We start from the raw sequence: 25,971 nt of genomic DNA, 5'->3' as shown, positions 1-25,971 counted from the left end.
CGGGCCGGCTTGTGCGACGCACAAACGACGTTCATCATCATGGCCTCGTAACGGATGGGCGCGCGATGGACCTGATATTTTCGACGGACGACCTTGAGCCGTCCAAACGTTTTGCCGCTTGGCAAGGCGCCATTTGCGACGTCTACGTTCATGTTGACGTCAATGCCGAAGGGCGGTCCGACTACCAGGGCTTCATACGCGAGGCGAAGTTCGGCGCGATCACAATGACCGATGTGCTGCTGTCGGAGCAGCGCATATCTCGGCGCGAGCGGCACATCGCAAAGCTCGACAAGGATTGCTACTACCTCGAATTCGTTCAGCAAGGCAGGATCAACGTTCTTCAGGCCGGCCAGACCATGCGTTCGAACGCCGGAATGAGCACGGTCTTTTCGGCCTCCGAGGCCTATGACCTCGAATGCATTGGCAAGGTACGTTCGCTCTACCTGGAAATTCCCCGCGCGGAGTTCGCGGAGCGCTTCAGCGATGGGCGGCTGCCTGTCATCACCGCTATGACGACGAGCCGCGGCCTGGGCCGGATCGCCGCGGAGTTCTGTGCGACCCTTGCGCAGGAAGGCGCATCGCTCGACGAGAACGCACGGACGCGGCTCGGCGGTGAACTGATGGACGTGCTGGCACTTGCGCTCGACATGGGCGACCGGGACGAATTCTCCGAGGACGCGGCCGCGCAGCAGGCCCGTCTGCGCTCGGTCAAAGCCTGGATCGAGGCGCACCTCACCGACGCGGATCTGTCGCTGGAAAGGATCGCGAAGAGCAATGGCGTCTCGCTCAGGCATCTGCACTATCTCTTCCGGCTCACTGATGTCTCGGTGTCCGAATGGATCTTGGATCGCCGGCTTCAGCGTTGTTACGACGTCTTGACCCGTTCCGAGTTGCGATCCCTGTCGATCACCGAGGTTGCCTATCAGCTGGGTTTCAGCAGCTCGTCCTACTTCAGCACCGTGTTTCGCAAGAAGTTCGGGCATAGCCCGTCGGACCTGCGGCGGCGCTAGCGGACCTGCAGCCGCGATGCAGGCCCGTCGTCGGTGGCGTCACTTCAGGATCAGACAGCCACCGACCTTCAGCGGACAGCAGCCAGCCCGCAGACACGAATGCCGCGATAGGTCTCATGGACAGTTTCCTCTTGCGGGACTGTTCCGTCCCTTTGTCCGACAAAGCTAGAGCCGAGCTCCGCTGGAGTCAATTTACTGCGCATGCTTGGTTAAAAGAGCCATTTGACGCGCTCTCTAGCGCCTTTTATAGCTTGTCGGACAATCGCCATTAGGAGCCGTCGTGCCCATCTCGCCGCTCTTCCGTCCGATCGATGTCGCGCCGGCCTATCAGAAGGTCGCCGACGCAATCGAACGTGAGATCGTCAATGGCCGTATCAAGCCCGGCGATCCCATTGGCACCGAGCACGATCTGGTGCGGCAGTTCGGCGTCAATCGTTCGACCATTCGCGAGGGCATCCGCGTGCTGGAGGAGGGCGGGCTGATCAGCCGCGATTCCTCGCGCCGTCTGCACGCCTGCCTGCCGCGCTACAGCAAGCTGACGAGCCGCCTCAGTCGAGCGCTGGTGTTGCACGAGGTCACGTTTCGCGAGCTCTACGAGGCCTCGATGACGCTGGAGGTCGCCAGCATCGAGGGCGCGGTCGAGTGCGCGAGCGAGGAGAATCTCGCCGAGCTCATCGACAATCTCGCGCGCAGCGAGGCGGTGGTCGGCGATCCCGCGGCGCTTGCCGAATGCGACGCCGAATTCCACGTGCTGGTCGCAAAGGCCTCGCAGAACCGCGTGCTCCAGCTCGCGCGCGAGCCGGCCGCGCAGCTGTTCTATCCGACCACCGAGATGATCGTGACGGGCGTCTCCGAAGGCGGCCCGCGTCTCGTCGCGGCGCACCGGCATCTCATCGATGCGATTCGTCGCCGCGACCGTGAGACGGGCGTGCTGTGGACGCGCCGGCATTTGCAGGACTGGCGCCGCGGGTTCGAGAAGATCGCCTCGCTCGATCGATCGGTTGAACACATGTACATGGAGCACGCGCGGGCGGCCCGGCGCAGGTAGCGCCGCATGATCCGGAAAAGTGTGAAGCGGTTTTCCGACAAGATCATGCGCTAGAGGCACAAGACGCAAGATTTCGAACAAGAAATCGGACAAACAAAGCCATTACACGGAGGGACACATGACCGGCGATATCGCAGCCACCATTTCGAAAGCGCGCGAGCATTCCATCGGCGATCTCTTGCGCCGCTCGGCTGGCCGCGATCCGAACAAGCTTGCGGTGAGCTGCGGCCATGTGAGCTGGACCTTTGCCGAGATGGATGCAATCTGTAACCGTCTTGGCCGCGGGCTGCTGAGCCTTGGTGTCAAGAAGGGCGATCGCCTCGCAGTGCTCTCGCGCAATTCGCACGCCTTTGCGGCGCTGCGTTTCGCGGCGGCGCGGATCGGCGCCGTGCTGGTGCCGATCAACTTCATGCTCAACCCGGACGAGATCAGTTTCATCCTGAAGAGTTCCGGCGCAAAGCTGCTCGCGACTGGGCCCGACTTCGTCGATCCCGCGAGGGCCGCAAGCGCAAAAGATTGCGCGGTCGAGAAGATGATCTGGCTGCCCGGCGAGGATCTGGTCGCGGCGCCCGCGGGTCTCACAACGTTTGATGATCTCCTCAACCCCGACGGTTCGTTCCTCGAGGCCTCCGTCGACAGCCGCGATCTCGCGCAGATCGTCTATACCAGCGGGACGGAATCGCTGCCCAAGGGCGCCATGCTGACGCACGAAGCGGTGATGTGGCAGTATGTCAGCTGCATCATCGACGGCGGCATGAGCGTCGACGACAAGTTCCTGCACGCGCTGCCGCTCTATCACTGCGCCCAGCTCGATGTGTTCCTGGGGCCGCAAGTTTATCTCGGCGCCTCCGGCGTGATCACGGGCAAGCCGACTGCGGACAACATTCTGGCGCTGATCCAGGCGCACAAGATCACCTCGTTCTTCGCACCGCCGACGATCTGGATTGCGATGTTGCGCTCGCCGAATTTCGACAAGACTGACCTGTCGACCCTGCAAAAGGGTTATTACGGCGCCTCGATCATGCCGGTGGAGGTGCTGCTCGAATTGCAGCGTCGCCTGCCGAACGTCAAATTCTGGAATTTCTACGGCCAGACCGAGATCGCGCCGCTCGCCACCGTGCTCCGCCCCGAAGACCAGCTCCGCAAGGCCGGCTCGGCCGGCAAGCCCGTGCTCAATGTCGAGACGCGCGTGGTCAATACGTCGATGGAGGATGTGAACGTGGGCGAGGTCGGCGAGATCGTGCATCGCTCCCCGCATCTGCTGTCCGGCTACTACAACGATCCCGTCAAGACTGCGGCCGCGTTCACCGGCGGCTGGTTTCATTCCGGCGACCTCGCCACCGTCGATGACGAAGGCCACATCACGGTGGTCGATCGCGTCAAGGACATGATCAAGACCGGCGGCGAGAATGTCGCCAGCCGCGAAGTCGAGGAGATGGTGTATCGCATCCCCGAGGTCTCCGAAGTCGCCGTCGTCGGCCTGCCCGATCCGCGCTGGATCGAGGCAGTGACCGCGATTGTCGTGGTGAAGACCGGCGAAAAGCTGGACGAAGACGCCGTCATCCGGCACTGCGCCGGCCAGATGGCGCATTTCAAGGTGCCCAAGCGCGTGATCTTTGTGGATAGCCTGCCGAAGAACCCGAGCGGCAAGCTGCTCAAGCGCGAGCTGCGCCAGCGATTCGTGGGCGGCGAGACGCTCGACAAGGCGGTCCAGAAAAGCTTTGGCACCTGAGGCGGAGCATTCGTCATGAAAGCCTGGCAGGTCGTGCGCGACTGGTCGATCGAGGGGATGGAACTGGTCGATTTGCCGGAGCCGGCGCCCGGTCCAGGTCAGGTTGCGGTGCGGATGCGCACAGCGTCACTGAACTATCGCGATCTGCTCACGGTCCAGGGCAAGGGCGGCGTCTCTCGATTGCCACTGATCCCGTTCTCGGATGGTGCAGGCGAGGTGAGCGCCATCGGCGAGGGCGTTGGCCGCGTCGCAGTCGGCGATCGCGTTTCCCCAATCTTTTTCCAATCCTGGATCGACGGAAAGGTCTCGGCGTCCAGTCGCCGCTACGCGCTCGGCGGCACACGGCCGGGCGTGTTGCAGGAGGTGATGGTGCTTGATGCTGAGGGCGTCAGCCATATTCCAGCGCACCTTTCATTCCAGGAAGCCGCGACATTGCCCTGTGCGGGCCTCACCGCCTGGCGCGCGCTGTTCGAGGAAGCGAAGGTGCAGCCCGGCGACACCGTGCTGGTGCAGGGCACCGGCGGGGTCTCGATCTTCGCGTTGCAATTCGCAAAACTCGCCGGCGCGAGCGTGATCGTGACGTCGTCGAGCGACGAAAAGCTCGAGCGAGCAAAGGCACTCGGCGCCGATCACACCATCAACTATCGCGCGGTCCCCGACTGGGGCAATGCGGCGGCGGAGTGGACCGGCGGCGGCGTCGATCATGTCGTCGAGGTCGGCGGCAAGGACACGTTCGGGCAATCGCTCGAGGCGGCGCGGGTCGGCGGCACCATTCTCGTGATCGGCGTACTCTCGGGCTTCTCGCAGCAGATCGCGATTCCGAGCCTGTTTTCCAAGAATCTGCACGTCATCGGCCTCTCCGTCGGCAGCCGTCGCATGTTCGAGGCGATGACCGCGGCGATCGGGCGCAATGCGATGAAGCCGGTGATCGATCGCGTGTTCGACTTCGAAGCCGTGCCCGAGGCGCTGCGGCTGATGCAGCAGGGCGGGCATTTCGGCAAGATCGTGGTGGAGTTTCCCTGAGGACCTCGCCTCAGTACTTCTTCACGTGTGCGCCGAACACCTGCCACAGCGCCATCGATGCGAGGCCGAAGCTGCCGAGCAGCAGAAAGGTCGGGCCGTAGCCGATCCATTGCGCGATCCAGCCGCCGAGCGCGGGGCTCAGGCTCGCGCCGACACCCTGCACGGTGATGACAGCGCCCTGGCCCAGATTGATGCGGCCGGTGCCGTCGAGCGAGCGCGCGACCATGCCGGGGACCGCGACCGTCTGCAATCCGGTGCCGATGCCGTCGAGCACCTGCATGGGCACGACGCCCCACCATCCCGTGACGAAAAACGCCAGAACCCCCCGGATCGGCAGAAACATGAAGGACACCAGGATCACCGGCCAGTAGTTGCGCTTTCCCGCAACTTGCATTGCAACCAGCGACGTCACCACCATGACGCCCTGTGCAATGACGACGGTGGTCGCAACGAAGCTCGGGCCATTGGCTTGTCCTTGCGCCACGGCGGCGAGGCCGTAGAGCGGGACGATGGCTGCATTGCCGAGATGGAAGATGGCGAGCGCAAGCGCCAGCACCAACAGCGGCTTGTGCTTCAGGAGGACGGACATGGCATCGGGTGGATTCTTGCTCTCATCCTCCTTGCCGCCGCGCGCCTGACGATCGTCGATGGCTTTGGCGGGGATCATCAGCACGCAGGCGATCGCGATGGTGCCGAACACGGCCGCCAGCACGAACACGGAGACGTAGCCGAATTTGAAGCCGAGATAACCCGACAGCGCCGCGCCGACCATGTTGCCGGCGTGATTGAAGGCCTGGTTGCGGCCATTCAGTGCATTAAAGCCCTTCTGCTTGGCGATGCCGAGGCTGATGCCGGTCACCGCCGGCACGATCGCGGCGCTCGCCAGCGATTGCGCCACCTGCGAGAACGTCACGGCCCAGAAATTCTGCGAGATCAGGATGATCGCAGAGGCCAGCACCACGCAGATGCCGGGAATGACGACCCACAGCCGCTTGTTGCGGCTGGAGTCGATGAAGCCGCCGATCGGGGTCGTGACCAGCATGCCCGCGACATTGCCGATCGTCAGCGCCGTGCCGATCAAGCCGGTGGCCCAGCCGCGCTCTTGAAGGAACACGCCGACGAACGGCCCGATGCCGGACTGCATGTCGGCCATGAAGAAGTTGACGGCGTAGAGAGGCCAGAGACGGGGTGAGGAGAGGCGCGATGTCATCGAGACGCTGAACGTGATGCCGCCGATCGACCGTGATATCGCGCAGGCGGAGATGGCCGGCCATTTGTGCCGGGATGGACATGAACGTAACCTGTGCTAATCGCCTTGGTTCCTGCGAACTTGCGGTTGCGGGACCGCGATGCCACTTCAAGTCTGCGACGGTCTCATTCCGGATCACAGTCATGCCTCTCTGGACCTGCGAAACCTGCGGCGCGCAATTCCCGGACAGTGGAAAACCGCCTGCATCCTGTCCGATCTGCGAAGACGAGCGGCAATATGTGAACTGGAAAGGGCAGACGTTCCTGAGCCGCGAGACACTGGCCGAGCGCCACAGTCTCATCTGGCGCAACGATCTCGGCCTCACCGGCATCGCGCTCGAGCCGAGCTTCGCGATCGGCCAGCGCGCACTGCTGGTTCCCGATGGCGGGGGATTCGTGATGTGGGACTGCATTCCGCTGGCAACGGCGCAGGCGATCGCGCATGTCAAATCGCTTGGCGGCCTGACAGCGATCGCGATCTCGCATCCGCATTATTATGGCGCCCTCGCCGACTGGAGCGAGGCGTTTGGCGGCGTGCCGGTCTATCTTCATGCCGACGATCGCCAATGGGTGACGCATCCGCATCCGTCGATCGTGCACTGGACCGGCGATCAGCATCGCATCTCGGGCGATGTCCTGCTGCTCCGCACCGGGGGCCATTTCGCAGGCGCAACCATGCTGCACCACGCGCGAGGCGCCGAAGGCAGGGGCGCACTGCTCACCGGCGATATCGCCCAAGTGACGATGGACCGCCGCTTCCTCAGCTTCATGTACTCCTATCCGAACTACATGCCGCTCAACGCCGCAGCGGTGCGGCGGATCGCAGAGGCGGTCGAGCCGCTAGCCTTCGACCGCATCTATGGCGCCTGGTGGGGCCGCAACATCGCCTCGGGCGCAAAGGCTGCTTTCGCGGCGTCGGTGAAGCGATACATCGCGGCCATCGCCTGAGCCGCGCGATAGCCAGAATCTCTGTTGCCTTCGCTTAATAAATGTACTAATTGTACAGTTATTAGACGCGGCGCAACGGTGCGTTTGCTGGTCCGGCACGATCGATGCATCGTAGTTGCGGCTGCCGCGTTGCGCGGCCGCGTGAGCGGGAGCTTGATACATGACCGGGCGCGACTACGAAACCTTTGAGGCCGGCGACGTCACGCTTGCATCCGGCGCGGTCTTCCCCGCGATGAAGCTCGTCTATCGGACCTACGGCACTCTGAGCCCCGACAAAGACAACGTCATCCTCTATCCGACTTCGTTCAGCGCCCAACACTCTGACATTGAATGGCTGATCGGGTCCGATGCCGTGCTCGATCCCTCGCGCTACTTCATCATCATCCCGAACCTGTTCGGCAATGGCTTGTCGTCCTCTCCGTCGAACTCCGGCGATGCGCCGTTTCCGGACGTCACCTATCACGACGCCATTGCGATTCAGCATCGGCTGCTCGCCGAACGCTTCGGCATCAAAAAGCTCGCGCTGGTCTATGGCTGGTCGATGGGCGGCATGCAGGCCTATCACTGGGCCGCCCTGCACCCGGAGATGGTCGAGCGTGCGGCGGTCGTCTGCGGCAGCGCGCGCTGTGCGCCCTACAACCATGTCTTCCTTGAGAGCGTGAAGGCCGCGCTATCGGGTGATCCCGCCTTTCGCGGCGGCCGCTTCGTCGAGAAGCCTGTCGCCGGCTATCGCGCGATGGGCCGCGTCTATGCCGGTTGGGCGATGTCGCACGGCTTTTATCGCGACGAACTTTGGCGAGAGGCGGGCTTCACCTCGCTGGAGGACTATCTCGTCCGCGCCTGGGACGGGGCGTTCGCACGGCGCGACGCCAACGATCTGCTGGCGCAGGTCGGAATCTGGCAGCGCGGCGATATCAGCCGTTGCGACGCCTTCGGGGGCGATCTCGGGCGCGCGCTCGGGGCGATCAAGGCACACATGCTGCTGATGCCGGGCGCTACCGATCGCTATTTCGATGTCCGCGACAACGAGGACGAACTCGGCAGGCTGGTCAACGCGAAATCCGCCGTGCTGCATCCGATCCGGTCGCTGCACGGTCATCGCGCCGGCAACCCCGTCAACAATCCGCGCGATCAGGCGTTCCTCAAGGCCGAGATCGCAGCGCTTCTCAGCAAGTAAGGCAGACATCCAACCATGACCGACGCGATCGTTTCGGAATCCGGCCAACGCCTGAAGCCGCTAAGCCTGGCCATGTTGCGCGAATTATCGGGGCGTTCGAACTTGAGGGGCGTTGTGCAGAGCCTGGGTCATTACGGAATGATCGTGCTGGTCGGGACGGTGATCTGGTTGGTGTCTTCGCGCTATGGCGTGCTCTGGGCGCCGCCGCTGATGGCGATGCAGGGCTATCTCGTCGCCTTCCTGTTCATGGCCGTGCATGAGACCGCGCACAAGACCGCGTTTGAAAGCCGTAGCCTCAATCTCGCGGTCGGCTACCTCTCGGGCTTCGTGATCGGTCTTCCGTACGAATATTACGGCCTGTTCCATTGGGATCATCATCGCTACACGCAGGATCCCGACAAGGACCCGGAGCTAATCGTCGGCGTGAAGCCAAAATCCGACACACAGCTTGCGATCGCCTATAGCGGATTATTGCAGGTCGCCGGCCGTCTCCGCCTGATGCTCGGCCATGCCGTTACCGGCAAGGTCGTCGTAGCCTGGATTCCCGAGAACAAGCGCGCCACCATCGTGACCGAAGCGCGGATCTATGTCGCGCTCTATACCTTGCTTCTCGCACTCTCGCTTTGGTGTTCCTCCCCCCTGCTGCTGTGGGTCTGGATCGTGCCGTTCATCATCGGGCAGTTCTTCCTGCGGCCCTATCTCTATGCCGAGCACACGGGCTGCGAGCGGACCCGTAGCGCGTTCCAGAACACTCGCACCACCTATACTGGCGCGGTCGTCAAATGGATTGCGTGGAACATGCCCTATCATGTCGAGCACCATGCCTACCCCTCGATCCCATTTCATGCGCTCCCAAAGCTGAACGGCATTATCGATGGCGAGATCGTCTATCGCGGCCGCGGCTATATCAGAACGACGCGCGAGACCTGGTCCTGGTTTCGCCGACATCGACAGACAGGCAACTGATCTCACGTTGCAGCAATGCCATCTCCGTATCAGCGCGGATACCGCGGGCGGGCATCTGCTCTTTTTCGATAGGCAGCTTCACGCCACGCTAAGTGCGAATTCCTGTCGTCGCGCGCACTCCGATACCGCGCCGGCGCTGCGCCCCACATTCGAAAATAAAAGCTCATCCATATCAGCGGGTTGAAGCGAGCGTCGCAGGCGCGTCGCGACTGGTTACTGGTCTCTTGCAGAGCCGCTCGAACTTTAGCGAAAGCTCTTCACTACAAGTCTAGTCGGATTTCCTAGCATCTCTTCAAGGAGGAGATATGCCGAACGCAAATCCGACAGCACAACGCTTGTACTTCAAGGCACTCGAGCAGTTCGGGCGGCAAGTCGGGCGCTATGGCAGTGCGCTCTCCGGCGTCGCCGCAATTGCGCTCGTCTGGTTGGGAATCCTTTACAACATGGACGCAGATCGATCGCGTACCGAGCGTGCTGCCCTGCAGAATGGCTCGAACCTAGCGCGCGCCTTCGAGGAGCAGATCATTCGCTCGATCCGCGCTGCTGACCAAACTCTCCTCTATGTCAGAGATTCTTACGAGCGGGATCCGGAGAATTTTGATTTTTCGCTGTGGACCAAGAACAGCCAATTTTTGACTGATTTTTCGTTCCAGGTCGTCCTGATCGACAAGAACGGGATCATGCGCACCAGCAACATCGATCCCGGCCTCAAAGGACTGGATTTGCACGATCGGGAGCACTTCCGCGTTCATGCCGAGGGCCGGGAGGATTTCCTGTTCATCAGCAAGCCGATCTTCGGGCGGGTTTCGAATAAATGGTCGATCCAACTGACCCGCCGGATCACCGCGAAAGATGGTAGCTTCGACGGTGTCGTCGTCGTCTCGCTTGATCCGGACTATCTATCCCGCTTCTACAACTCGATCGATATCGGGAAAGACGGCTCGGCATCTCTTGTTGGTCTCGATGGCATCGTGCGTGCCCGCGGCGCGGGCGGGCCATCCGCTATCGGCTTGTCGATCAGCGGAGGGCCGTTGCTGGGTCTTCTCGCGCAGCGTCCAAGCGGCTCGTATGTCGGAAGCAGCCGAGCTGACGGGGTCGAGCGGTTGTTGTCGTTCCGCAAGGTCGACGGATATCCGCTCGCCGTCGTGATCGGTCAGGCGACGGCCGAAATCTTCCTGAATTACCGTCGTGAGCGCGACAAGGACGTCATCGCTGGCTGCGTGCTGAGCTTGGTGATCTGTCTCGTCACTATCCTGATCATGCGCTACCAGGCCGGTCTTGCGAAATCTCGTGACGCTGCGGAAGCCGGTTCGCGCGCGCGGTCCGAATTTCTGGCCATGATGAGCCACGAAATTCGTACGCCCATGAACGGCGTCATCGGCATGGCGGACATCCTGCTGTCCAGCTGTCTGGATCGTGACCAGAAGCAGATCGCGTCGACCTTGCGGGATTCGGCTGACTATCTGCTGCAGATTCTCAACGACGTCCTCGACTTCTCCAAGCTTGATGCCGATCGGCTTGAGCTGGAACGGATCGAGTTTGACGTTCGCAAGTCTGTTTCCGCGGTTGTGGATCTGCTGGCCTTGCGCGCCAAGGAAAAGGGGCTCCGCCTGACCTGCACGATCGACGAATTGGTGCCACCCATGATTGTGGGCGACCCAGCGCGTATTCGGCAGGTGCTGTTCAATCTGGTTGGGAACGCCATCAAGTTCACCGAAGCCGGCGGGGTTGAAGTGATGGTGCACTCGGACCCCTTAGGTAAGGGGCGGTCAAAGTTGACATTCAGCGTTCGTGATACCGGTGTTGGGATTCCCGAGGACGCGATCGGACTATTGTTCCGTGAGTTCTCGCAACTCGATAGTTCGATCTCGCGTCGCTTCGGCGGCACGGGGCTAGGGCTCGCGATCTGCAAGCGCCTCGTGACTTGCATGGAGGGCGAGATCTCGGTCCAGAGCGTTCCCGGCGTGGGAAGCGTCTTCTCGTTCTCTGTCGAGGTCGCGGCCGCCAACGATGTCGAGGCGGCCTCGGCCGTCCGATCAGATTGTGGGTGCTCGGCAAGCACCACGGACATCGAGTCGCTTCGTGTGCTGGTTGCCGAAGACAATCTCACCAATCAATTCGTGATCCGTAAGCTCCTCGAGAGAATGGGCGTGAAGCCAGATCTCGTCGACAACGGCCTGAAAGCGGTGGCTGCCCTGCAGGAGAACGCTTACGACCTCGTATTCATGGACATGATGATGCCGGGCATGGATGGGCTCGCCGCAGCTCGTGCGATCCGCCAGCTGCCGCCTCCTGCCCGCGACGTTCACATCATCGCGTTGACGGCTAATGCCACGCGCCAGGATGAGCTCGCCTGTCTGGCTGCAGGCATGAACGACTTCGTCACAAAACCGGTGACACGCGATCAGCTCGGCGCAGCTATGCAGCGCATGTCTATCGCCGAAAAGGGAAGGCTTATCGCATGAAGTCCGGGCCAGCGTTTGAAAAGGACACGCTTCGCTTGTTGGTCTCCGAACTCGGGGCGGAGGACGCAACGGAGGTGCTGAAAGCATTCCTCGAAGACACGGCGGAGAAGATCGGCGTGCTTGGTACCGCACCGCTCGATCCGGCGTTCATCCGACAGCAGGCGCATTCGATTAAAAGCTCCGCTGGAACGTTCGGTTTCGTTGAACTGTCCGAGCTGGCGTTCAGTATCGAGCAGAGCGCCTTGAGCATGATGCCTGACCGGCTTGAACGCGCGACTGCGAGGCTCGAGCGAGTGTTCGAAGAGACCGCCGAATTTGCCAGGTCAGTCTTGCTGGCCGCGGATATGGAGATTGCGTAATGCGCGGATTTTCTCGCCAGACGGAAGAAACGCTGGGACGGTTGCTTGTCGTGGATGACGATCTGGTTCAGCGCACCGTCGCAGGAAAGATCGGCGCAAAGATCGGTTATGATTGTCTTACCGTGCCCTCGCTGGAGCTCGCCGAGTCGGTTCTGTCGCGAGAGACGTTCGATGTGATGACCGTCGATCTGTCGCTCGGCGAACGTGACGGCGTCGAGCTGCTTCGATTCGTCGCCGACCGCGGGCTCCAGAATATGGCGATTGTGGTTATCAGCGGTTGCGACGGCCGCGTCCTGAAATCGACAAGACGCGTCGCAGAGGGGCTAGGGCTATCGGTTGTCGGAGTGCTCAGCAAGCCACTGAATCTGGACGAGCTGAAAGATGCTCTGCTCTTGCCACGGCCGAAGCGAGCCGCGGCGAACGTGCCTTCGGCGGCGATTGTCGTTTCTCCGGAGCGGATCGTCGACGGCATTCGGCAAGGCGAGTTCGTCGCCGATTTCCAGCCGAAAGTCGAGCTGGGCAGCGGCAAGGTTGTTGGAGCGGAAGCGCTTGCGCGCTGGCGCACGCGTGAACCCGGTAACATCTCTCCGACGGCATTCATTCCGATCGCCGAGCAATACGGCCTGATGCCGGAACTGACTGATGCCGTCTTTGCCTCTGCGATGTCGCAGGGGCGCAAGCTGATTGATCGATATCCCGATTTCACGATCGCGGTGAACGTGTCTGGATCGCTATTGTCCGACCTGACACTGCCGGAGCGGATCGAAGATGTCCTGCGTCGACAACAGGTGCCGGCGCATGCCCTGATCGTGGAGATCACAGAAACCACCGCTATGGCAGATGTGGACCTCGCGACCGATATCCTGGTGCGCCTGCGCCTCAAGAACATCGGTACCGCCATCGACGATTTCGGAACCGGATATTCCTCGCTTGCTGCACTGGCCAAGCTGCCGTTCAGCGAGCTCAAAATCGATCGGTCATTCGTTCATGGCTGTGAAGCCGACGAAGACATGATGAAGATCATCGAGGCATCGGTCGGATTGGGGCGCGCCTTCAACATGAAGGTCGTTGCCGAAGGTGTCGAGACCGCAGAGACGTTGGCGGCGATTCGTCGCGCGGGATGCGACATCGGTCAGGGATACCTCTTTAGTCCGTCGCTGAGGCTTGCGCGTGCCGAGAGCTGGGTATCGCAGCGTAACGAGTTCGTGGCTCAGCGTGCGGCCTGGATGGGCGAACAACGGCAAACGATACCGGCTCCCTCTGCAACCGTCACGGACGGAGTAGGCCGTCAGCGGATCGAAGCCGCTCACGGGTGATAGACACGCTTGGCGATATTATCGAGATCGAACGGGCGAAAAGATCGATCTGGAATGTGGAGGCTGGCTCGCCCCCCGTTTCCGAAGCACCACCGCATCATCGAACCATGACGGACGACGGTGCGTCCGGATCGACGACTGCACTGCTGGCGGGGCTCGCACGGTCGATACGAGAAGAGCTCGTTCTTTTGGATCGCGTGCGCGCCAGACTTGAAACCAGACGCTCCGGCCGCAATGCGACCGGAGCCCTGTCGTGAAGGCACAAAATCAGTAGACGGTGTACCCGCAGACATTCACGACGCGGACGCGCAGGCCGTGACGGGTCTGGACGACGTGCTCCTGATAGCAGTTGTTGACGCCGGTGTTGACATAAATGCCGCCGAAGCCCCAGCCGGGGCCCCAATAGTGGTGGAAGCCGTGAGCCGAAGCGGCGGTGGGCGCGAGAGCAGCAGCGCCGAGCGAACCGGCGGCGATCAGACCAAGTGCAAGCTTACGAAACATCTTCATTCTCCAGTGTGGCGCGAAGCCGTTGTTGTGTCCCTGCCTTTCGGTCGAGGTGAAGCGCGATTCCGTTCACAAGGAGGATGGAGAATCGTGTTTCAGGATTGTTTCATCGAGTGCGGCGAGACGCGCCGCTATCAGGCTTTCCGCGCCGCGCGATAGCGCGCAGCCATCGCTTGGGTCATCTCGGCCATTTTCTCGCGGAGATCGGCGGGCTCCAGCACTTCAGCTTCGGACCCGAACCGCAATAATTCCGCGGCGGCATGCCATGACGTCTTGCCGGTCGGCACTCTGGCGATGCGCCAGCCGTCCGCATCCTCGGCCCCGTCGATCTGCGTGCGCGCCTTGACGTAAGGCTGGCTCAACGCATCGAGCATCTTCACGCCGAGCGGCGACAGCCGCACGATCGCGACATTCGGATGCATCTCCGCCTCTAGTCGTAGTGTCGCGTCTTGCCAATAGGCGGCGAGGTCGAAATCGGCTGGACGATCGAAACGATCGTCGAGCGCCGTGCAGTCGAGCACGCGCGCGATGCGATAGGTGCGTACGCTGCCATCGACTTGGCCTGCGAGATACCAGCTGCCACCTTTCAGCACGAGGCCGAGCGGGGCGACGCGGCGCTGCTTCTCGGCACGCCAGCTCTGGTATCGGATCTTGATGAGTGTCCCGCGCAGAGCGGCGCCGGCAATGGTGCGCAGATGGTCTGGCTCCTCCGTCTCGCCGAACCAACCGGGAGCATCGAGATGGAAGCGTTCCTGCATCCGGCCGGCGTCCTCGCGCAGGTTTGCCGGCAGGGCCGCCATCAGCTTGTTCTGCGCGGCGATCATTGCCGCATCCAGCCCCAGCGCCGCTGCTGGTCCAGGAAGTCCTGCGAGGAACAGCGCGCTCGCCTCGCTCTGTGAGAGCCCGTTCAGCCGCACGCGATAGCCGTCGAGCAGGCGGTAGCCGCCCTCCGCGCCGCGGTCGGCATAGACAGGAACGCCCGACGCGGCGAGCGCGTCGATGTCGCGATAGATCGTGCGCACCGAGACCTCGCAGGCCTCCGCAAGCTCGGGCGCGGTGACCTGCCCCTTGGCCTGGAGGGTGGTGAGGATCGACAACATTCTGCTCGCGCGCATGAGTCCTTAAACCATACCTGACACAGGATGTCAGGTATGGTTTATTACAAGGGCGCTATCGCCAGCCGGCCAGATGGAGATCCGCGATGACCGATCCGAACCGCATCACCCTGTATTATTCGCCGCAAAGCCGGGCCATGGGCACGCGGGTGCTGCTGGAGGAGCTCGGAGCGCCCTATGACCTTCACGTCCTCAACATGAAGGCCGGCGAGCAGCGGCAGCCGGCGTACCTCGCCATCAATCCACTCGGCAAGGTGCCGGCCGTCAGGCATGGTGAAGCGCTCGTGACCGAGCAGGTGGCCATCTACATCTATCTCGCCGATTTGTTTCCGCAGGCCGGGCTTACACCCGCGCTGAACGATCCGCTGCGCGGTCCTTACTTGCGCTGGATTGCCTATTACGGCTCCTCCTTCGAGCCGGCCCTGATCGATAAATTCATGCAGCGCGAGCCCGCGCCGATCACGCAGTCGCCCTATGCCGATTACGACACCATGCTGGGTGCGCTCGAAGCGCAGCTTTCGAATGGGACGTATCTGCTCGGCGAGCGGATGACCGCCGCTGATATCCTGTGGGGCGTCGCGTTCAGCTGGACGATGATGTTCGGCATCGTGCCCAAAAAGGACGTCTTCGTTCGCTATTCCGAGCGCATCACCTCGCGACCGGCGTTCCTGCGCATCAGTGCTGCGGACGATGAGATGGCCGCGCAGCATTCCGCGGCTGCCGGAGGATGAAGGGCCCAACCTCATATGACCAAGCCGATCCATACGACCAATTGTTTCGATACGTTCATCCGGGTTGCCGAGGACTGTCCGGCGCGCTCCGGTGAGGAGCCGCCGCCGCGGGCAGGGCGGCCGACGGTGGCGGGGCTGCAATATGCGATGATCGCGAATGCACCTTATACGTACACGTCCGACGACGTGGTTTTCGCGACCTCCGCGCAAGGGCGCGAACTTGGAGCCAAGGCGACCAGCCCGGAAAGGAACGCCGCACGCGCTGCGTTCTTCTCGCGCGGCCAGGCCTGCATGCGTGCCTCAGGCCTCGGCAAGCGCTACGGCTGGGGCGTGCACGCCGACAGCGAAGGCCGCATCGCGATCTATGCTGTCGACAGCAAGCGCTATCATGCGCTGTCGCGGGATTCAAAGCTCACGCAAACGCGTGCGATGCGGTCGAAGCGAGCGTGATCCTCAAAAATTCGGCAGCCGCTTCTCCGCAAAGGCCTTGATGCCTTCCTTGATCTCGTCGCCGCGCATGCTGTCGCGGTGGCGTTGATCGGCAGCTCGCTCGTCGAGCTCGCCGCGGGCGAATTCGTTGATGGCGTGTTTCATGCCGCGCATCGCGTTCGGCGCATTGCCGGCGAGGATGCTGGCGAGCTTGTCGACTTCCTCGTCGAGTGTCTCCACCGGCACCATGGCGGTGAGATAGCCGATCCGCAGCATCTCCGGTGCGGTGATCTTCTGCGCGGTGAGGAACAGCTTCTTGGCATTGTCGACGCCGAGCCGCGTCACGTAGCGTTTGATGCCGCTCCTGTAATAGTGCAGCCCGAGCCGTGCCGCGGGCATGAACATCTCGGCGGTATCGACGCCGATGCGGAAATCGCAGGCGAGTGCGAGGTCGGTCGAGCCGCCATAGACGCCACCGTTGAGCCGGCAGATCGTCGGAACGCCGAGATCCTCCAGCCGGTTAACGACAATCTCGAAGGCCGAGCCCGCGCTCTGTTGCTCGTTGACGCTGATCGCCCGTTCGGCGACCGAATTGAGGTCGTAGCCTGCCGAGAAAGCCCGTCCTGTCCCTGTCAGCACAAGAACACGAATGTCAGGATCGGCCTCGACCCGGTCGAACAACTTGACCAGCTCGCCGAGGTCCTCGGCCTGGAGACGGTTGAGATGCTTGGGCCGGTTGAGGCGGATGGTGGCGCGGGGGCCGGAGATTTCGAGCACGGGGCTGCTTGCAGCGTCGGCTGTGTCCGACATTCTTGTCTCCATTCACTTGTTTTCGAGCGCGCGCCGTCTCGCCTCGGCATCGATGGTCTCGGCGAGATCAGGGTGCCGTGCCATCAGCACGCGGAAGTCGACGAGGTCGAGCACCAGCAGTCGCGATACCTTCGTGGTCGAGACGTTGGCGCCGCGCATGTTGTTGCCGAGCAGCGCCATCTCGCCGAAGAAAGCGCCTTCGCCGAGTTGGACCTTCTTGCCGGGGAGGTCGACCTCGACGGCGCCGGCGGCGATGAAATACATGCAGTCGCCTTGCGCGCCCTTGCGGATGATCATGGTGCGCGCCGGAAGCTCCATGGTGCGCAGCATATGGGTGACGTCGGCGATGGCCGCCGGGCCCAGCGCCGCGAAGAACGGTACCTTGCTGACGGATTCCCAGGTCTTGAGGAAGTTGTCCCGCCGCGTCTCCGCCGCGAATCCGGTCGCCAGAATACCGGTCCAGAGGCCGAACACGCCGAGGCCGGAGATCATCACCAGTGCCGCCACCATGCGGCCGAGCGACGTAACCGGTACGACGTCGCCGTAGCCTGTCGTGGTCAGCGTGACGACGGCCCACCATAGCGCGGCGGGGACGCTGCCAAAGGTTTGCGGCTGCACATCCCGCTCTAGGAAATATTCGGCGACGGAGGCGAGGAAAACCACCATCAGGAAGATGACGAGCACGCTGATCAGCGGTCCCGATTCCAGCACGAGCACGCGGCGGAGCTGGCGCAGGCCTGGAATGCCCGGCACGACCTTCAAGACCCAGAGCACACTCAGCAGCCAGGCCGTCTTGGGCTCGGCGCCGAGGATCAGTGCCACCGGCACCGCCAGCGCCCCCATTGCATCAACCACCCCGGCGGAGGAGGATACGTAAAGGCCCAGCCGCCCCTGCCGCGCCATGTGACGCAGTCGGACCAGCCATTCGAATACGAAATAGACGAGGCAGGCCCACAGCAGGACATCGATCCAGCGGTGCGCTGTTTCATAGGCCGGATCGACCGTCAGCAGCACCATGCTGAGCACGCCGACGGCCACAGCCACATAGGCCGCCTTGGTCATGTTGCGGCCGGCGGTCGCGGCCACGAACTGGGCCAGAGCGGGAAACATCGGCTTGGACATGCGGGATGGCAGCTCGGTCTTGGTTTTTGCGGTCCCTGGCTGGGACGCCGGCGCCAAAGTGCCCGCCCGCACCGGGGCCGTCAACGACGCGGCGGGCAGGCGCACCATCCGCCCAGATCAGGGCGCGGATGGTTTGTACAGATGCTGGGGTCGCGCCGGGCCTGATCGTTACTTGAAATGTGGAGGTTCGTCGTAGCCGCGGCGGCTGCTGAAGAACAGCAGCATCATCAGGCCGATGCCGACGACCACGGAGAACCCCGCTCCCAGCGCCAGCGCCACATAACCTTCCGTCGGGATCGGCCCGCCTTCGACCGACATGGCCGAATAGCCGAAGTAACCGACTGCAACCAGCATTCCAAGCAAGAGGATGAGAAGGAGGATGCGCATGGTGCGTTCTCCGGTTGTACCGGGAAACCAACGGTTGCGCAGGGGAAGCGGTTCCAGGGGCGGCAGCGGCGGTTTGCCGGCGAAGGTAGGTCCCAGTCGCGCGGCGCCCGATAGGTCAGGCGCTCTGAGCTGTTTTCACCACCACGACATTGCTGTCATCATGCGGGGGAGGGGGGGCAGCGACCTTCTCGACCTCGTTGGCGTGGCGCTTCAGATAGTCGCGGCGCATCCCGATCTCGTCGCGGACGAATTCGTAGCCCAGCTTGAACGTGTCGAGCCCGTCGGTACTGATCGTGCCGTCGCGCAGGCCGATGACCGCGCCGCGCAGGATGCTCTCGAGTTCGTCCTGGAGGCATTCGAGCTGGTCCAGCGAATGGGCGTGCTCGATGCGTTCGCCGATGTCGAGGATGGCGGTGGAGAGCTGGCTCGCCTTCTCCGGCGCGATGCGGGTGATCTTGGCGTAGATCGCAGCGAAGATCGAGCCGATGACGCTGAGCGCGGCAGCGCCCAGATACATCATGTCGCTGTATTTATCCATGAACGACTTGGTGTCGTCGTTGATGTAGTCGGCCGCGCCCTGATGCGCCATCACGTAGGAGTCCTTCTCGACGGAGGCCGGCTCGATGTGCGTGGCAAAGCCGTTGTCGAGGCCAAGCGCGGACTTGTTCTCGTAGACGATACGCGCGATGTCCCCGGCGGTGGTCAGCGACATCCTGGATTGCGCGACCAGCAGCCATTCGAGCCCGATCGTGTCGAGATCGTCGTCGGGGATTTCGGGCGAGGCGGACAGCGTGCCGGCCGTCAATGTCTCCTCGGAAATTCCGGGGAATTTGCGTGCCAGCGCTTTGGCCTCGTCGATTGCGTTCAGCGTGAAGCCGCCTCGCTTGGCGACCTGCTCATAGGCCTTGTCGCGCACGGCCTTGGAGGTGTGGACGACGACGATCACTGCGTTGAAGCCATTCGACGGCGCGAACAGCTTGTCCAACGTCGACCCCTGCGGCGCCATCTGGACCTTGGCGGTGTCTGGGCCGTCAGCAACACCGAGGATGCTGCGGACGAAAGCGAGCGAGGTGTCGCTGTCCGCGAGAACCGCGACCTTCTTCTTCTTCAACTCGGCCAGTGACTTGACCTTCTTGTTGCCGGGGCCCAGCAGCAGCACGAGATCATGCTCCAGGATCGCCAGTGCACGCGCGCGAAGGGGCACCTTGGCATCGGTGCGCAGGACGGCAAGATCGGCCTGCCTGCGATCGAACTGTGCGACCGCCTTCGCGTTGTCGGGGTTGTTGACAACCTTGATCCGGAAGCGCGAGGCGTTGTTCTTCAGCAGTGTGGCGAGCTTGTTCGCGAACAGGGCCTCGTCGCTGTTGGGAGCACCAACGGCAAAGGTCAGCGTCTCCGAATTGTGCAACATGGCTCGGCCGCCCCAAACGGTCGCCAGCGACAACAGCAGGGTCAGAACGACATACAGCAGGACCTGCTGCTGGTTGGTCTTGATCACCTTGGGACGCCGGGGCGGCGGAAGCTCGGTCGGCGAGGTCGGGCCTTCAGCACTCATGGCAGCACCCTGGCCTTATTCCTTGAACGGCGGGCGGCACGGCCATCGCCGCCGGCCCGCGCGAAAAATTCTTAAGGGTCTGAAAAAAGAACGAAAATCCTCTACCTGAGGATGATAGCGCTCCACCGGGAGAAAGCAAATTCCGCGCCGAACGTAACCTTAATCGACATCGCCCCGCCTCGTTCAGCCATCCTATCACCGTTTAGCCACAGTTGGCGATTTTCCAGTTCCCCCGGCTGCATTCCGGCGCGGGAAATGTCATAAATCGTCGGTCCCGACGGTTTGACGGGTCCAAGAAGAAGTTGCGCTGAACGCTCCATTTTTTCTTTTCGAGTCAACGAGGGCGTCAGCTTTGTCGTTTCCACCCCTGTCATCGGCGGTTCCGGTTGAAGCGCTCATTGGCTGGATGTTGCTGCTTACCTTCAAGCACATCATCGCCGATTTCGTCCTGCAAACGGCCTGGATGGCGCACGGCAAGGACCAGAAGCACGGCTGGGCGCTGCCGCTTCTGGTGCATTGCCTGATTCATCTTGCGGTTGCGCTGCCGCTGATCCTGATCGTCGCGCCGAAATTCTGGTTCGTGGCGCTGATCGATTTCGTCATCCACATCACGATCGATCGGGCCAAGGGCCTGGTCTCGGCCAATTGTGGCGTCAACCAGGAGCACCCCTGGTTCTGGACACTGATCGGCGTCGACCAGGCGCTGCATCACCTGACAGGCTTCGGCCTTTCGATCTTCATGGCGGCGAACTAGGCCCCAGACCGCATCCTGAGGCGTCCGCCAGGGGCAGGCTCCACGAAGCACGGTGATCCGTAATCGACCCGGTAGGGTTGCGTTCTGATTCGCGGCATAAGGGCAAGGACACCGGGTGACTACCGCCCAGGGTGGTTAACCTTTCATTAGAGAATTGCGCTGCATCTTCCGCACACGAGGGAGAACTGCAATGTTTTCAAGCCGCGACGCTTTTGAAAGCGATTTCTGCCCGGTTCGTGACGAGCTTCTTGGCGAGATGTACCGCGCCAATGAAGGCGGCCTGCCGAGGCTGGTTGAGAGTGTTTCCCCTGACGTCCGCGCCAGGCTGGCCCTGTTTTGCTACCGCCGCAGCCATCTGCACTCGTTGGCCGTTGCGATAGCGAGCAGCTGCAGCGAGCGTGACCTGATCGAGAACGGCGGGCGTGTCGGCTCGACGCTCTATGCGCTGTCGCGCGAAGGCTCGACCAAACCGTCACCATCGGTGTCGGGTGGCCGCAAGCCGATCACGCTGTCGACCAAGCCGCTCTCGGTGCTCGCACCGCTCGAGGACGAGATCGACGACGAGATCAGCGAAGCCGTTCCGGCCTAAGCGGTCTCTATCGACGGCAGCCCGAACTTCCGCCGCGCCATCGCGCATTCGGCGTCACCCGGCATGCAGGTGCGGCACACCTCCGGCCGCACCGCATAGATGCCGCAAGCGGTCGCCTTGCCGATCTCTCCCTGCAACGCTGAACAGCGATCACCCTCGCAGCGCATGCCGGATTGCCGCGCGTTGACGAGCGCTTCCGGAATCAGCGCGAGCTCCTCGTCGCTCTCGATCGAGAAGCGCGGCCAGTTCTGCGAATAGCCACAGCAGGCGCCGCAGCTCTGGCAACAGCTCGACAGATCGGTCTCCTTCATCAGCGTCATGTGTCCTTCGGCGGTCCCCAGACCAGGCTCTGTCGCCATTTCGCGCGCAGCACGTCGCGTCTTTCCGGATATCTTTCGTCGAGATAGGTCGCATCCACGACGCGGTCGGTGCGGAAGCTGCGGAAGTCGCTGCGCAGCTCGCACCACGCCGCGAGCAGGCGAACGGCTTCGAGATAGCCGACCGAGATCGGCCAGATCATGCGCTCGCTGGGGCGGCCCTGCTCGTCGCGATAGCGCAGCATGATTTTCTTGCCTTCGTGGATCTGCGTGCGCGTGCGTGCCATGTCGAGGCGATCCGGCTCCCTGTTCCAACTCGGTCGCGCCCGGCTCGCCGGCTCCAGCACGAAGGGGCGCAGCCGTTCCGGCACGGTGTCGGCGATCTTGGCCATCAAATCCTCGGCCGCACGCGCGAGCGTGGAATCGGCGTGGCCCGCGACCCATTGCGCGCCAAGCACTGCCGCCTCGATCTCGTCGGGTGTCAGCATCAACGGCGGCAGGTCGAAACCCTTCTCCAGGATGTAGCCCATGCCGGCTTCGCCGCGGATCGGCACGCGCTGGCCGATCAGCGTCGCGATGTCGCGATAGATCGTTCGCTTCGAGGTCTCGAGCTCGGCGGCAATCGCGTCCGCCGTCAGCGGCTTACGGGTGCGCCTCAGCACCTGGATGATCTGAAACAGCCGGTCGGCGCGTCTCATGACAATTCTCTCATCGGGGGCGGATCAGACAACGGCGCGTGGCTGCTGACAGGATGTTGGCAGCAGGGGAGTTCTATACCGGGACAACACATCGACTGAAGAGGATTTGTCCATGATCACTCCAATCCATCTCGGCCTGGTCGGTCCGTTGTGGCGGGCGCAAGCGTCGTTGCATGCCAAAGTCTTCAGCCGCGTCACGTTTTTCGATCTCACGATCGTCGATCTCCGCGTTGCGCTCGCGACCGTGCTGACACGCTCGCTGATCCAGGCTGCGGGCGCGCTGGTCCGCCACGTGATGGGCCGCGCCTGGCGGGGGGCCCGTTTCGCAGAAGATATCACGGCTGCTGCCACCATGGTGGCAGCAGCCCGGCACTAGGTTCCGTCAACTCTTTCGGTAGGTTCAGGAGAGCTTCAATGATCACGCTTTACGGTTTTGGTACGGGCTTCGGCCTGCCGGAAATCAGCCCCTTCGTTACCAAGACCGAGGTACAGCTCAAGATGGCGGGACTGCCCTACCGGAAGGAGCGGGCGATGCCGCCGGCTTCCCCCAAGGGCCAGCTGCCTTTCATAGATGACGGCGGCGAAGCGGTGGCCGATTCCACCTTCATCCGCGCCCATGTCGAGCGCCGCTACGGCTTCGATTTCGACGCCGGCCTCTCCTTGCAGGAGCGCGCGCAAGCCTGGGCGTTCGAGCGCATGATCGAGCATCACGTCTATTGGGCGCTGGTCGGTGCACGCTGGGTCGATGCCGCCAATTTCGCCAAGGGGCCTGCGCATTTCTTCGACGGCGCGCCCGAGCACAACCGCGAGAAGCTGCGCGAAGACGCGCAATTCCGCGTCGCCGAGAATTATCTGCTCTCCGGCCTCGGCCGCCACGCCCCCGACGACGATGTCGATCTCGCGGTCCGTTCGCTGTTCGCGCTGTCGGTGCAACTCGGCGACAAATCCTATCTGATGGGCAACGGGCCCTGCGGCGTGGACGCGACCGCGTTCGGCGCCCTAGCTGGCATCTTGACGCCGTTCTTCGAATCCGGCCTGCGCGAGCGCGCGGAAGGATTTCCCAACCTCACTGCCTATGTCGACCGGATGATGGACAGCTACTATCCGGAATTCGCCTGGACGCCGCTGCGGCAGGCAGCCTGACGCGGGAGCGGTACGCGCGAACGAAGAGAGCCGGCCCAATGGGCCGGCTCTCGTGGTTTCAGGGGACTTTCGCCGCTTACTTCGCGAGCGTGTATTTTCCGTCCTTGACCGTGAGCAGGATGCGCGAGCGATCGTCGAGGCCGTAGCGATCCTTCTCGGTGAAGTTGTAGACGCCCTGGCTTGCCGCGATGTCCCGTTCGGTCAGCCAGGCCTGGCGAATGGCTTCGCGGAATTCCGGCGTGCCGGGTTTGGCCGTCTTCAGTGCGGTCGGAATGATGCGCTTCAGCACCTCGAAAGCGTCGTAGGAATGGCCGGCGAACTGGCTGCGGCTGTGCGGGCCGTATTTGGCTTCATAGGCGGTGTTGAGCGCCAGACCCGGCTTCTTGGTGAGGGCGCTGTCGGGCTGATCTTCCGGATCCATCACCGGACCGGACGCCATCAGCACGCCTTCGGCGGCTTTGCCGGCGATGCGGATGAAGTCCATGCTGGCAGCGCCGTGGGTCTGGTAGATCAGGCCCTTGTAGCCGCGATCGCGCAGCTCGGTCTGCGGCAGCGCGGCCGCCGTACCCGATGCGCCGACCAGGATCGCGTCGGGATTGGCCGCGACGAGCTTCAGGACCTGTCCAGTGACGGACGTGTCGGGTCGCGCGAAGCGTTCTTCGTCGACCATGGTCATGCCCATCGGCACGCCCTGGGCCTTGAAGTCGTTGAACCAGAGGTCGCCGTAGGAATCGGAATAGCCGATATAGCCGACCGTCTTCACGTTGTGGGCTTTCATGTGCTGATAGAGCACCTTGCCCATGATCGGAATGGGCTGCGGCATCGACACCGACCACTTGGCACGCTCCGGCGTGATCGGGAATGGCGCGAGGCCGAAATGCGGAATGCCGGCTTCGTTGGCGACGTTGGAGACCGCGATCGAGGGCGGCGTCGTCGACGAGCCCATGATGATGTCGGCCTTGGACTCCGTGACGAAGCGGCGCGCGTTCGTGGTTGCCGTGGTCGGGTCGCCGCCGTCGTCGAGCACGATCACCTTCAGCGGCACGCCGCCGATCTCCTTCGGCACGAATTCCAGCGCATTGCGCTCGGGAATGCCGAGAGCGGCCGCAGGACCCGTGGTGGTGACGCTGATGCCGATGGTGATTTCGTTGGTCTGGGCCAGTGCGGGCAGGGCCGGCAGCACCAGCGTCGCTGCCGCGATGGCGGCGGTCAGGTAAAAGTGTTTCATCAATTCCTCCCTTGACGTTTTTCTTTGAAAGCAGAAATCGGGGATGAATTCAGCCCCGTCTTTCGGTGATGCGGCGATTTAGCTCCGGAGTTTAGCTTCCTGTGAATTTGGCTACCATTTCCGGAGGGAATGGCGCCGATTTCAGTCTGTCGGGGTTGTCGGGATCGCGGCCAACCAGGACGCGGGTCTCGAAACCTTCGATGGCCAGGGCTTCGCCCTTGTAGACGTTGTGCTTTACCTCGAAGCTCGAGCGCTTGATGCTCTCGATTCTGGTTTCGATGGTGATCCAGTCGCCATAGGTCGAGGGGATATAGAACTTGGACCGCGTGTCGACCATGGGGATGCCCACCAGGCCGTATTTGCGGACCAGGTCCTGCTTGGAGAAGCCGGCGACCTCGAACAGGGTCGACGTCGAATCGTCGAACATCGCGAAATAACGCGGGTAGTAGACGATGTTGGCGGGGTCGCAGTCGCCCCACTGGATCTGGACGTCGCGCCGGTTCACGAACATGCGTTTTCGCGTCCTACTTGGGCGCCATGCGCAGCGAGCCGTCGAGGCGCACCACTTCGCCGTTGAGGTAGGAATTCTCGACCATGTGCAGCGCGAGCGCCGCGAACTCGTCGGCGTTGCCGAGACGGCGCGGGAAAGGGATCGCGGCGGCAAGCGAGTCCTGGGCTTCCTGCGGCAGATTGGCGAGCAGGGGCGTGAGGAACAGGCCGGGCGCGATGGTCAGCACGCGAACGCCGAACTGGGCGAGTTCGCGTGCGATCGGCAAGGTCATGCCGACGATGCCGCCCTTCGAAGCCGAATAGGCCGACTGGCCGATCTGGCCGTCATAGGCGGCGACGGAGGCGGTGTTGATGATGACGCCGCGCTCGCCGCTCGCCTGCGGCTCGAGCCTGGACATCTCGGTCGCGGCAAGGCGCAGCATGTTGAAGGTGCCGATCAGATTGACCTTGATCACCTTGTCGAAATCGGCGAGCGCCATTGGGCCGTCGCGGCCGACGACGCGCTTTGCCACGCCGATGCCGGCGCAGTTGACCAGCACGCGGGCGGGGCCGTGGGCCTTGGTTGCCTGCGCGATCGCGGCTTCAGCAGAGGCGGCGTCGGAGACGTCGCAGGTGACGGCGACGCCCTTGATCTCGGCGGCAACGGTTTCCGCAAGCTTAGCATTGAGATCGCACACCGCGACCTTGGCGCCTTGCGCCGCCAGTTTGCGCGCGGTCGCAGCGCCCAGTCCCGATGCGCCGCCGGTGACGATGGCTGCCTGATCCTTCAACAACATGGCGTTCTCCT

At 62.8% G+C, this 25,971-nt stretch carries 29 protein-coding genes; 16 read left to right on the top strand and 13 right to left on the bottom strand.

The features are described 5' to 3' along the window. The first annotated feature begins 65 nt into the window (after positions 1-65). From XH90_RS32060 to XH90_RS32045, 4 genes are all read left to right on the top strand, one after another. The gene (locus XH90_RS32060) at positions 66-1,010 is read left to right on the top strand and encodes a helix-turn-helix domain-containing protein (protein WP_194478222.1); all 945 of its coding nucleotides are present in this window, start codon (positions 66-68) and stop codon (positions 1,008-1,010) included. A gap of 280 nt (positions 1,011-1,290) precedes the next feature. Next, positions 1,291-2,058, top strand: a complete 768-nt coding sequence (locus XH90_RS32055) for a FadR/GntR family transcriptional regulator (protein ID WP_194478221.1) — start codon at positions 1,291-1,293, stop codon at positions 2,056-2,058. 118 nt (positions 2,059-2,176) lie between these two features. Beyond that, entirely contained in the window at positions 2,177-3,790 is a 1,614-nt protein-coding gene (locus tag XH90_RS32050) for an acyl-CoA synthetase (RefSeq protein ID WP_194478220.1), read from the top strand. 15 nt (positions 3,791-3,805) lie between these two features. Further along, the gene (locus XH90_RS32045; protein WP_194478219.1) at positions 3,806-4,813 is read left to right on the top strand and encodes an NAD(P)-dependent alcohol dehydrogenase; all 1,008 of its coding nucleotides are present in this window, start codon (positions 3,806-3,808) and stop codon (positions 4,811-4,813) included. Positions 4,814-4,823: 10 nt separating this feature from the next. Here the strand turns inward: XH90_RS32045 and XH90_RS32040 are convergent, their stop codons facing one another. After that, positions 4,824-6,023 (bottom strand): MFS transporter, encoded by a 1,200-nt coding sequence (locus tag XH90_RS32040; protein ID WP_194478218.1) that lies wholly within the window; start codon positions 6,021-6,023, stop codon positions 4,824-4,826. A gap of 182 nt (positions 6,024-6,205) precedes the next feature. On the opposite strand from XH90_RS32040, the gene XH90_RS32035 reads away from it, so the two are divergent. The 6 genes from XH90_RS32035 to XH90_RS32010 all read left to right on the top strand — a co-directional run bounded on the left by XH90_RS32035 (position 6,206) and on the right by XH90_RS32010 (position 13,292). Then, positions 6,206-7,009 (top strand): MBL fold metallo-hydrolase, encoded by an 804-nt coding sequence (locus XH90_RS32035; protein WP_194478217.1) that lies wholly within the window; start codon positions 6,206-6,208, stop codon positions 7,007-7,009. Between the two features lie 160 nt (positions 7,010-7,169). Then, complete coding sequence (locus XH90_RS32030; protein WP_194478216.1) at positions 7,170-8,186, top strand: alpha/beta fold hydrolase; 1,017 nt, start codon at positions 7,170-7,172, stop codon at positions 8,184-8,186. Positions 8,187-8,201: 15 nt separating this feature from the next. Beyond that, positions 8,202-9,152 carry a fatty acid desaturase gene (locus XH90_RS32025; protein WP_194478215.1) on the top strand — a complete coding sequence of 317 codons (951 nt, stop codon included), beginning with the start codon at positions 8,202-8,204 and terminating at the stop codon, positions 9,150-9,152. Between the two features lie 305 nt (positions 9,153-9,457). Continuing rightward, on the top strand, positions 9,458-11,617 hold the full coding sequence (locus tag XH90_RS32020; protein WP_194478214.1) for a hybrid sensor histidine kinase/response regulator: 2,160 nt from the start codon (positions 9,458-9,460) through the stop codon (positions 11,615-11,617). Beyond that, the gene (locus XH90_RS32015) at positions 11,614-11,976 is read left to right on the top strand and encodes an Hpt domain-containing protein (protein WP_194478213.1); all 363 of its coding nucleotides are present in this window, start codon (positions 11,614-11,616) and stop codon (positions 11,974-11,976) included. Before XH90_RS32020 ends, XH90_RS32015 begins: the two co-directional genes overlap by 4 nt. Next, positions 11,976-13,292: an EAL domain-containing protein gene (locus XH90_RS32010; protein ID WP_194478212.1), complete on the top strand. Its 1,317-nt coding sequence runs from the start codon at positions 11,976-11,978 to the stop codon at positions 13,290-13,292. The genes XH90_RS32015 and XH90_RS32010 overlap by 1 nt, the downstream gene beginning before the upstream one ends. A gap of 267 nt (positions 13,293-13,559) precedes the next feature. Here the strand turns inward: XH90_RS32010 and XH90_RS32005 are convergent, their stop codons facing one another. Together XH90_RS32005 and XH90_RS32000 are read right to left on the bottom strand one after the other, a co-directional pair. Then, positions 13,560-13,793 (bottom strand): hypothetical protein, encoded by a 234-nt coding sequence (locus XH90_RS32005; RefSeq protein ID WP_194478211.1) that lies wholly within the window; start codon positions 13,791-13,793, stop codon positions 13,560-13,562. A 137-nt stretch (positions 13,794-13,930) separates the two neighbouring features. Then, positions 13,931-14,911, bottom strand: a complete 981-nt coding sequence (locus tag XH90_RS32000) for a YafY family protein (RefSeq protein ID WP_194478210.1) — start codon at positions 14,909-14,911, stop codon at positions 13,931-13,933. Between the two features lie 86 nt (positions 14,912-14,997). Here XH90_RS32000 and XH90_RS31995 point away from each other — a divergent pair, with 86 nt between their 5' ends. Beyond that, entirely contained in the window at positions 14,998-15,642 is a 645-nt protein-coding gene (locus tag XH90_RS31995) for a glutathione S-transferase family protein (RefSeq protein WP_194478209.1), read from the top strand. Between the two features lie 15 nt (positions 15,643-15,657). Further along, positions 15,658-16,092: a DUF6157 family protein gene (locus XH90_RS31990; protein WP_194478208.1), complete on the top strand. Its 435-nt coding sequence runs from the start codon at positions 15,658-15,660 to the stop codon at positions 16,090-16,092. 3 nt (positions 16,093-16,095) lie between these two features. Here XH90_RS31990 and XH90_RS31985 read toward each other — a convergent pair whose 3' ends face one another. From XH90_RS31985 to XH90_RS31965, 5 genes are all read right to left on the bottom strand, one after another. Then, entirely contained in the window at positions 16,096-16,881 is a 786-nt protein-coding gene (locus tag XH90_RS31985; RefSeq protein WP_194478207.1) for an enoyl-CoA hydratase/isomerase family protein, read from the bottom strand. A gap of 12 nt (positions 16,882-16,893) precedes the next feature. Beyond that, complete coding sequence (locus XH90_RS31980) at positions 16,894-18,003, bottom strand: cyclic nucleotide-gated ion channel (protein ID WP_194478206.1); 1,110 nt, start codon at positions 18,001-18,003, stop codon at positions 16,894-16,896. Between the two features lie 168 nt (positions 18,004-18,171). Further along, positions 18,172-18,390, bottom strand: coding sequence for a hypothetical protein (locus tag XH90_RS31975; RefSeq protein ID WP_194478205.1), 219 nt, complete (start codon positions 18,388-18,390; stop codon positions 18,172-18,174). A gap of 115 nt (positions 18,391-18,505) precedes the next feature. Beyond that, positions 18,506-19,945, bottom strand: a complete 1,440-nt coding sequence (locus tag XH90_RS31970) for a TAXI family TRAP transporter solute-binding subunit (RefSeq protein ID WP_194478204.1) — start codon at positions 19,943-19,945, stop codon at positions 18,506-18,508. A 101-nt stretch (positions 19,946-20,046) separates the two neighbouring features. Beyond that, on the bottom strand, positions 20,047-20,319 hold the full coding sequence (locus tag XH90_RS31965) for a hypothetical protein (RefSeq protein ID WP_194478203.1): 273 nt from the start codon (positions 20,317-20,319) through the stop codon (positions 20,047-20,049). Between the two features lie 32 nt (positions 20,320-20,351). Here XH90_RS31965 and XH90_RS31960 point away from each other — a divergent pair, with 32 nt between their 5' ends. Both XH90_RS31960 and XH90_RS31955 read left to right on the top strand, forming a co-directional pair. Further along, positions 20,352-20,699 (top strand): DUF3307 domain-containing protein, encoded by a 348-nt coding sequence (locus XH90_RS31960; RefSeq protein ID WP_246755648.1) that lies wholly within the window; start codon positions 20,352-20,354, stop codon positions 20,697-20,699. Between the two features lie 190 nt (positions 20,700-20,889). Then, positions 20,890-21,288 (top strand): hypothetical protein, encoded by a 399-nt coding sequence (locus XH90_RS31955; protein ID WP_194478201.1) that lies wholly within the window; start codon positions 20,890-20,892, stop codon positions 21,286-21,288. Here XH90_RS31955 and XH90_RS31950 read toward each other — a convergent pair. Both XH90_RS31950 and XH90_RS31945 read right to left on the bottom strand, forming a co-directional pair. Continuing rightward, positions 21,285-21,608 (bottom strand): YkgJ family cysteine cluster protein, encoded by a 324-nt coding sequence (locus tag XH90_RS31950; RefSeq protein WP_246755647.1) that lies wholly within the window; start codon positions 21,606-21,608, stop codon positions 21,285-21,287. The two genes, XH90_RS31955 and XH90_RS31950, sit on opposite strands and share 4 nt — an antisense overlap. Further along, complete coding sequence (locus XH90_RS31945; RefSeq protein ID WP_025575324.1) at positions 21,605-22,303, bottom strand: YafY family protein; 699 nt, start codon at positions 22,301-22,303, stop codon at positions 21,605-21,607. Before XH90_RS31945 ends, XH90_RS31950 begins: the two co-directional genes overlap by 4 nt. Before the next feature lie 112 nt (positions 22,304-22,415). Between XH90_RS31945 and XH90_RS31940 the strand changes: the two genes are divergently transcribed. Next, a complete protein-coding gene (locus tag XH90_RS31940; RefSeq protein WP_194478199.1) occupies positions 22,416-22,679 on the top strand; it encodes a hypothetical protein in 264 nt (87 codons plus the stop codon). Positions 22,680-22,717: 38 nt separating this feature from the next. Continuing rightward, the gene (locus XH90_RS31935; RefSeq protein WP_194478198.1) at positions 22,718-23,446 is read left to right on the top strand and encodes a glutathione S-transferase family protein; all 729 of its coding nucleotides are present in this window, start codon (positions 22,718-22,720) and stop codon (positions 23,444-23,446) included. 76 nt (positions 23,447-23,522) lie between these two features. On the opposite strand, the gene XH90_RS31930 is transcribed toward XH90_RS31935, so the two are convergent. The 3 genes from XH90_RS31930 to XH90_RS31920 all read right to left on the bottom strand — a co-directional run bounded on the left by XH90_RS31930 (position 23,523) and on the right by XH90_RS31920 (position 25,960). Continuing rightward, positions 23,523-24,674: an ABC transporter substrate-binding protein gene (locus XH90_RS31930; protein WP_194478197.1), complete on the bottom strand. Its 1,152-nt coding sequence runs from the start codon at positions 24,672-24,674 to the stop codon at positions 23,523-23,525. 91 nt (positions 24,675-24,765) lie between these two features. After that, positions 24,766-25,185 carry a thioesterase family protein gene (locus XH90_RS31925; RefSeq protein ID WP_194478196.1) on the bottom strand — a complete coding sequence of 140 codons (420 nt, stop codon included), beginning with the start codon at positions 25,183-25,185 and terminating at the stop codon, positions 24,766-24,768. A gap of 13 nt (positions 25,186-25,198) precedes the next feature. Then, the gene (locus tag XH90_RS31920) at positions 25,199-25,960 is read right to left on the bottom strand and encodes an SDR family NAD(P)-dependent oxidoreductase (RefSeq protein WP_194478195.1); all 762 of its coding nucleotides are present in this window, start codon (positions 25,958-25,960) and stop codon (positions 25,199-25,201) included. Between the last annotated feature and the right edge of the window lie 11 nt (positions 25,961-25,971).

Origin of the sequence: Bradyrhizobium sp. CCBAU 53338 (assembly GCF_015291665.1) — a bacterium.
In the GTDB taxonomy this organism is placed as follows: domain Bacteria; phylum Pseudomonadota; class Alphaproteobacteria; order Rhizobiales; family Xanthobacteraceae; genus Bradyrhizobium.
Note: the sequence above shows the minus strand (reverse complement) of the source record. Positions and strands in the feature narration are given on the sequence as shown.

Coding starts and splice junctions, on each gene's coding strand:
- XH90_RS31925 (WP_194478196.1), bottom strand. CDS start 25,185: ATGTTCGTGAACCGGCGCGACGTCCAGATCCAGTGGGGCGACTGCGAC.
- XH90_RS31975 (WP_194478205.1), bottom strand. CDS start 18,390: ATGCGCATCCTCCTTCTCATCCTCTTGCTTGGAATGCTGGTTGCAGTC.
- XH90_RS32015 (WP_194478213.1), top strand. CDS start 11,614: ATGAAGTCCGGGCCAGCGTTTGAAAAGGACACGCTTCGCTTGTTGGTC.
- XH90_RS32025 (WP_194478215.1), top strand. CDS start 8,202: ATGACCGACGCGATCGTTTCGGAATCCGGCCAACGCCTGAAGCCGCTA.
- XH90_RS32020 (WP_194478214.1), top strand. CDS start 9,458: ATGCCGAACGCAAATCCGACAGCACAACGCTTGTACTTCAAGGCACTC.
- XH90_RS31965 (WP_194478203.1), bottom strand. CDS start 20,319: ATGACAGGGGTGGAAACGACAAAGCTGACGCCCTCGTTGACTCGAAAA.
- XH90_RS31935 (WP_194478198.1), top strand. CDS start 22,718: ATGATCACGCTTTACGGTTTTGGTACGGGCTTCGGCCTGCCGGAAATC.
- XH90_RS32005 (WP_194478211.1), bottom strand. CDS start 13,793: ATGTTTCGTAAGCTTGCACTTGGTCTGATCGCCGCCGGTTCGCTCGGC.
- XH90_RS32030 (WP_194478216.1), top strand. CDS start 7,170: ATGACCGGGCGCGACTACGAAACCTTTGAGGCCGGCGACGTCACGCTT.
- XH90_RS31950 (WP_246755647.1), bottom strand. CDS start 21,608: ATGACGCTGATGAAGGAGACCGATCTGTCGAGCTGTTGCCAGAGCTGC.
- XH90_RS31985 (WP_194478207.1), bottom strand. CDS start 16,881: ATGTCGGACACAGCCGACGCTGCAAGCAGCCCCGTGCTCGAAATCTCC.
- XH90_RS32000 (WP_194478210.1), bottom strand. CDS start 14,911: ATGCGCGCGAGCAGAATGTTGTCGATCCTCACCACCCTCCAGGCCAAG.
- XH90_RS31990 (WP_194478208.1), top strand. CDS start 15,658: ATGACCAAGCCGATCCATACGACCAATTGTTTCGATACGTTCATCCGG.
- XH90_RS31960 (WP_246755648.1), top strand. CDS start 20,352: ATGTTGCTGCTTACCTTCAAGCACATCATCGCCGATTTCGTCCTGCAA.
- XH90_RS31980 (WP_194478206.1), bottom strand. CDS start 18,003: ATGTCCAAGCCGATGTTTCCCGCTCTGGCCCAGTTCGTGGCCGCGACC.
- XH90_RS32060 (WP_194478222.1), top strand. CDS start 66: ATGGACCTGATATTTTCGACGGACGACCTTGAGCCGTCCAAACGTTTT.
- XH90_RS31995 (WP_194478209.1), top strand. CDS start 14,998: ATGACCGATCCGAACCGCATCACCCTGTATTATTCGCCGCAAAGCCGG.
- XH90_RS32035 (WP_194478217.1), top strand. CDS start 6,206: ATGCCTCTCTGGACCTGCGAAACCTGCGGCGCGCAATTCCCGGACAGT.
- XH90_RS31955 (WP_194478201.1), top strand. CDS start 20,890: ATGTTTTCAAGCCGCGACGCTTTTGAAAGCGATTTCTGCCCGGTTCGT.
- XH90_RS31930 (WP_194478197.1), bottom strand. CDS start 24,674: ATGAAACACTTTTACCTGACCGCCGCCATCGCGGCAGCGACGCTGGTG.
- XH90_RS32010 (WP_194478212.1), top strand. CDS start 11,976: ATGCGCGGATTTTCTCGCCAGACGGAAGAAACGCTGGGACGGTTGCTT.
- XH90_RS31940 (WP_194478199.1), top strand. CDS start 22,416: ATGATCACTCCAATCCATCTCGGCCTGGTCGGTCCGTTGTGGCGGGCG.
- XH90_RS31970 (WP_194478204.1), bottom strand. CDS start 19,945: ATGAGTGCTGAAGGCCCGACCTCGCCGACCGAGCTTCCGCCGCCCCGG.
- XH90_RS32040 (WP_194478218.1), bottom strand. CDS start 6,023: ATGACATCGCGCCTCTCCTCACCCCGTCTCTGGCCTCTCTACGCCGTC.
- XH90_RS32050 (WP_194478220.1), top strand. CDS start 2,177: ATGACCGGCGATATCGCAGCCACCATTTCGAAAGCGCGCGAGCATTCC.
- XH90_RS31945 (WP_025575324.1), bottom strand. CDS start 22,303: ATGAGACGCGCCGACCGGCTGTTTCAGATCATCCAGGTGCTGAGGCGC.
- XH90_RS31920 (WP_194478195.1), bottom strand. CDS start 25,960: ATGTTGTTGAAGGATCAGGCAGCCATCGTCACCGGCGGCGCATCGGGA.
- XH90_RS32045 (WP_194478219.1), top strand. CDS start 3,806: ATGAAAGCCTGGCAGGTCGTGCGCGACTGGTCGATCGAGGGGATGGAA.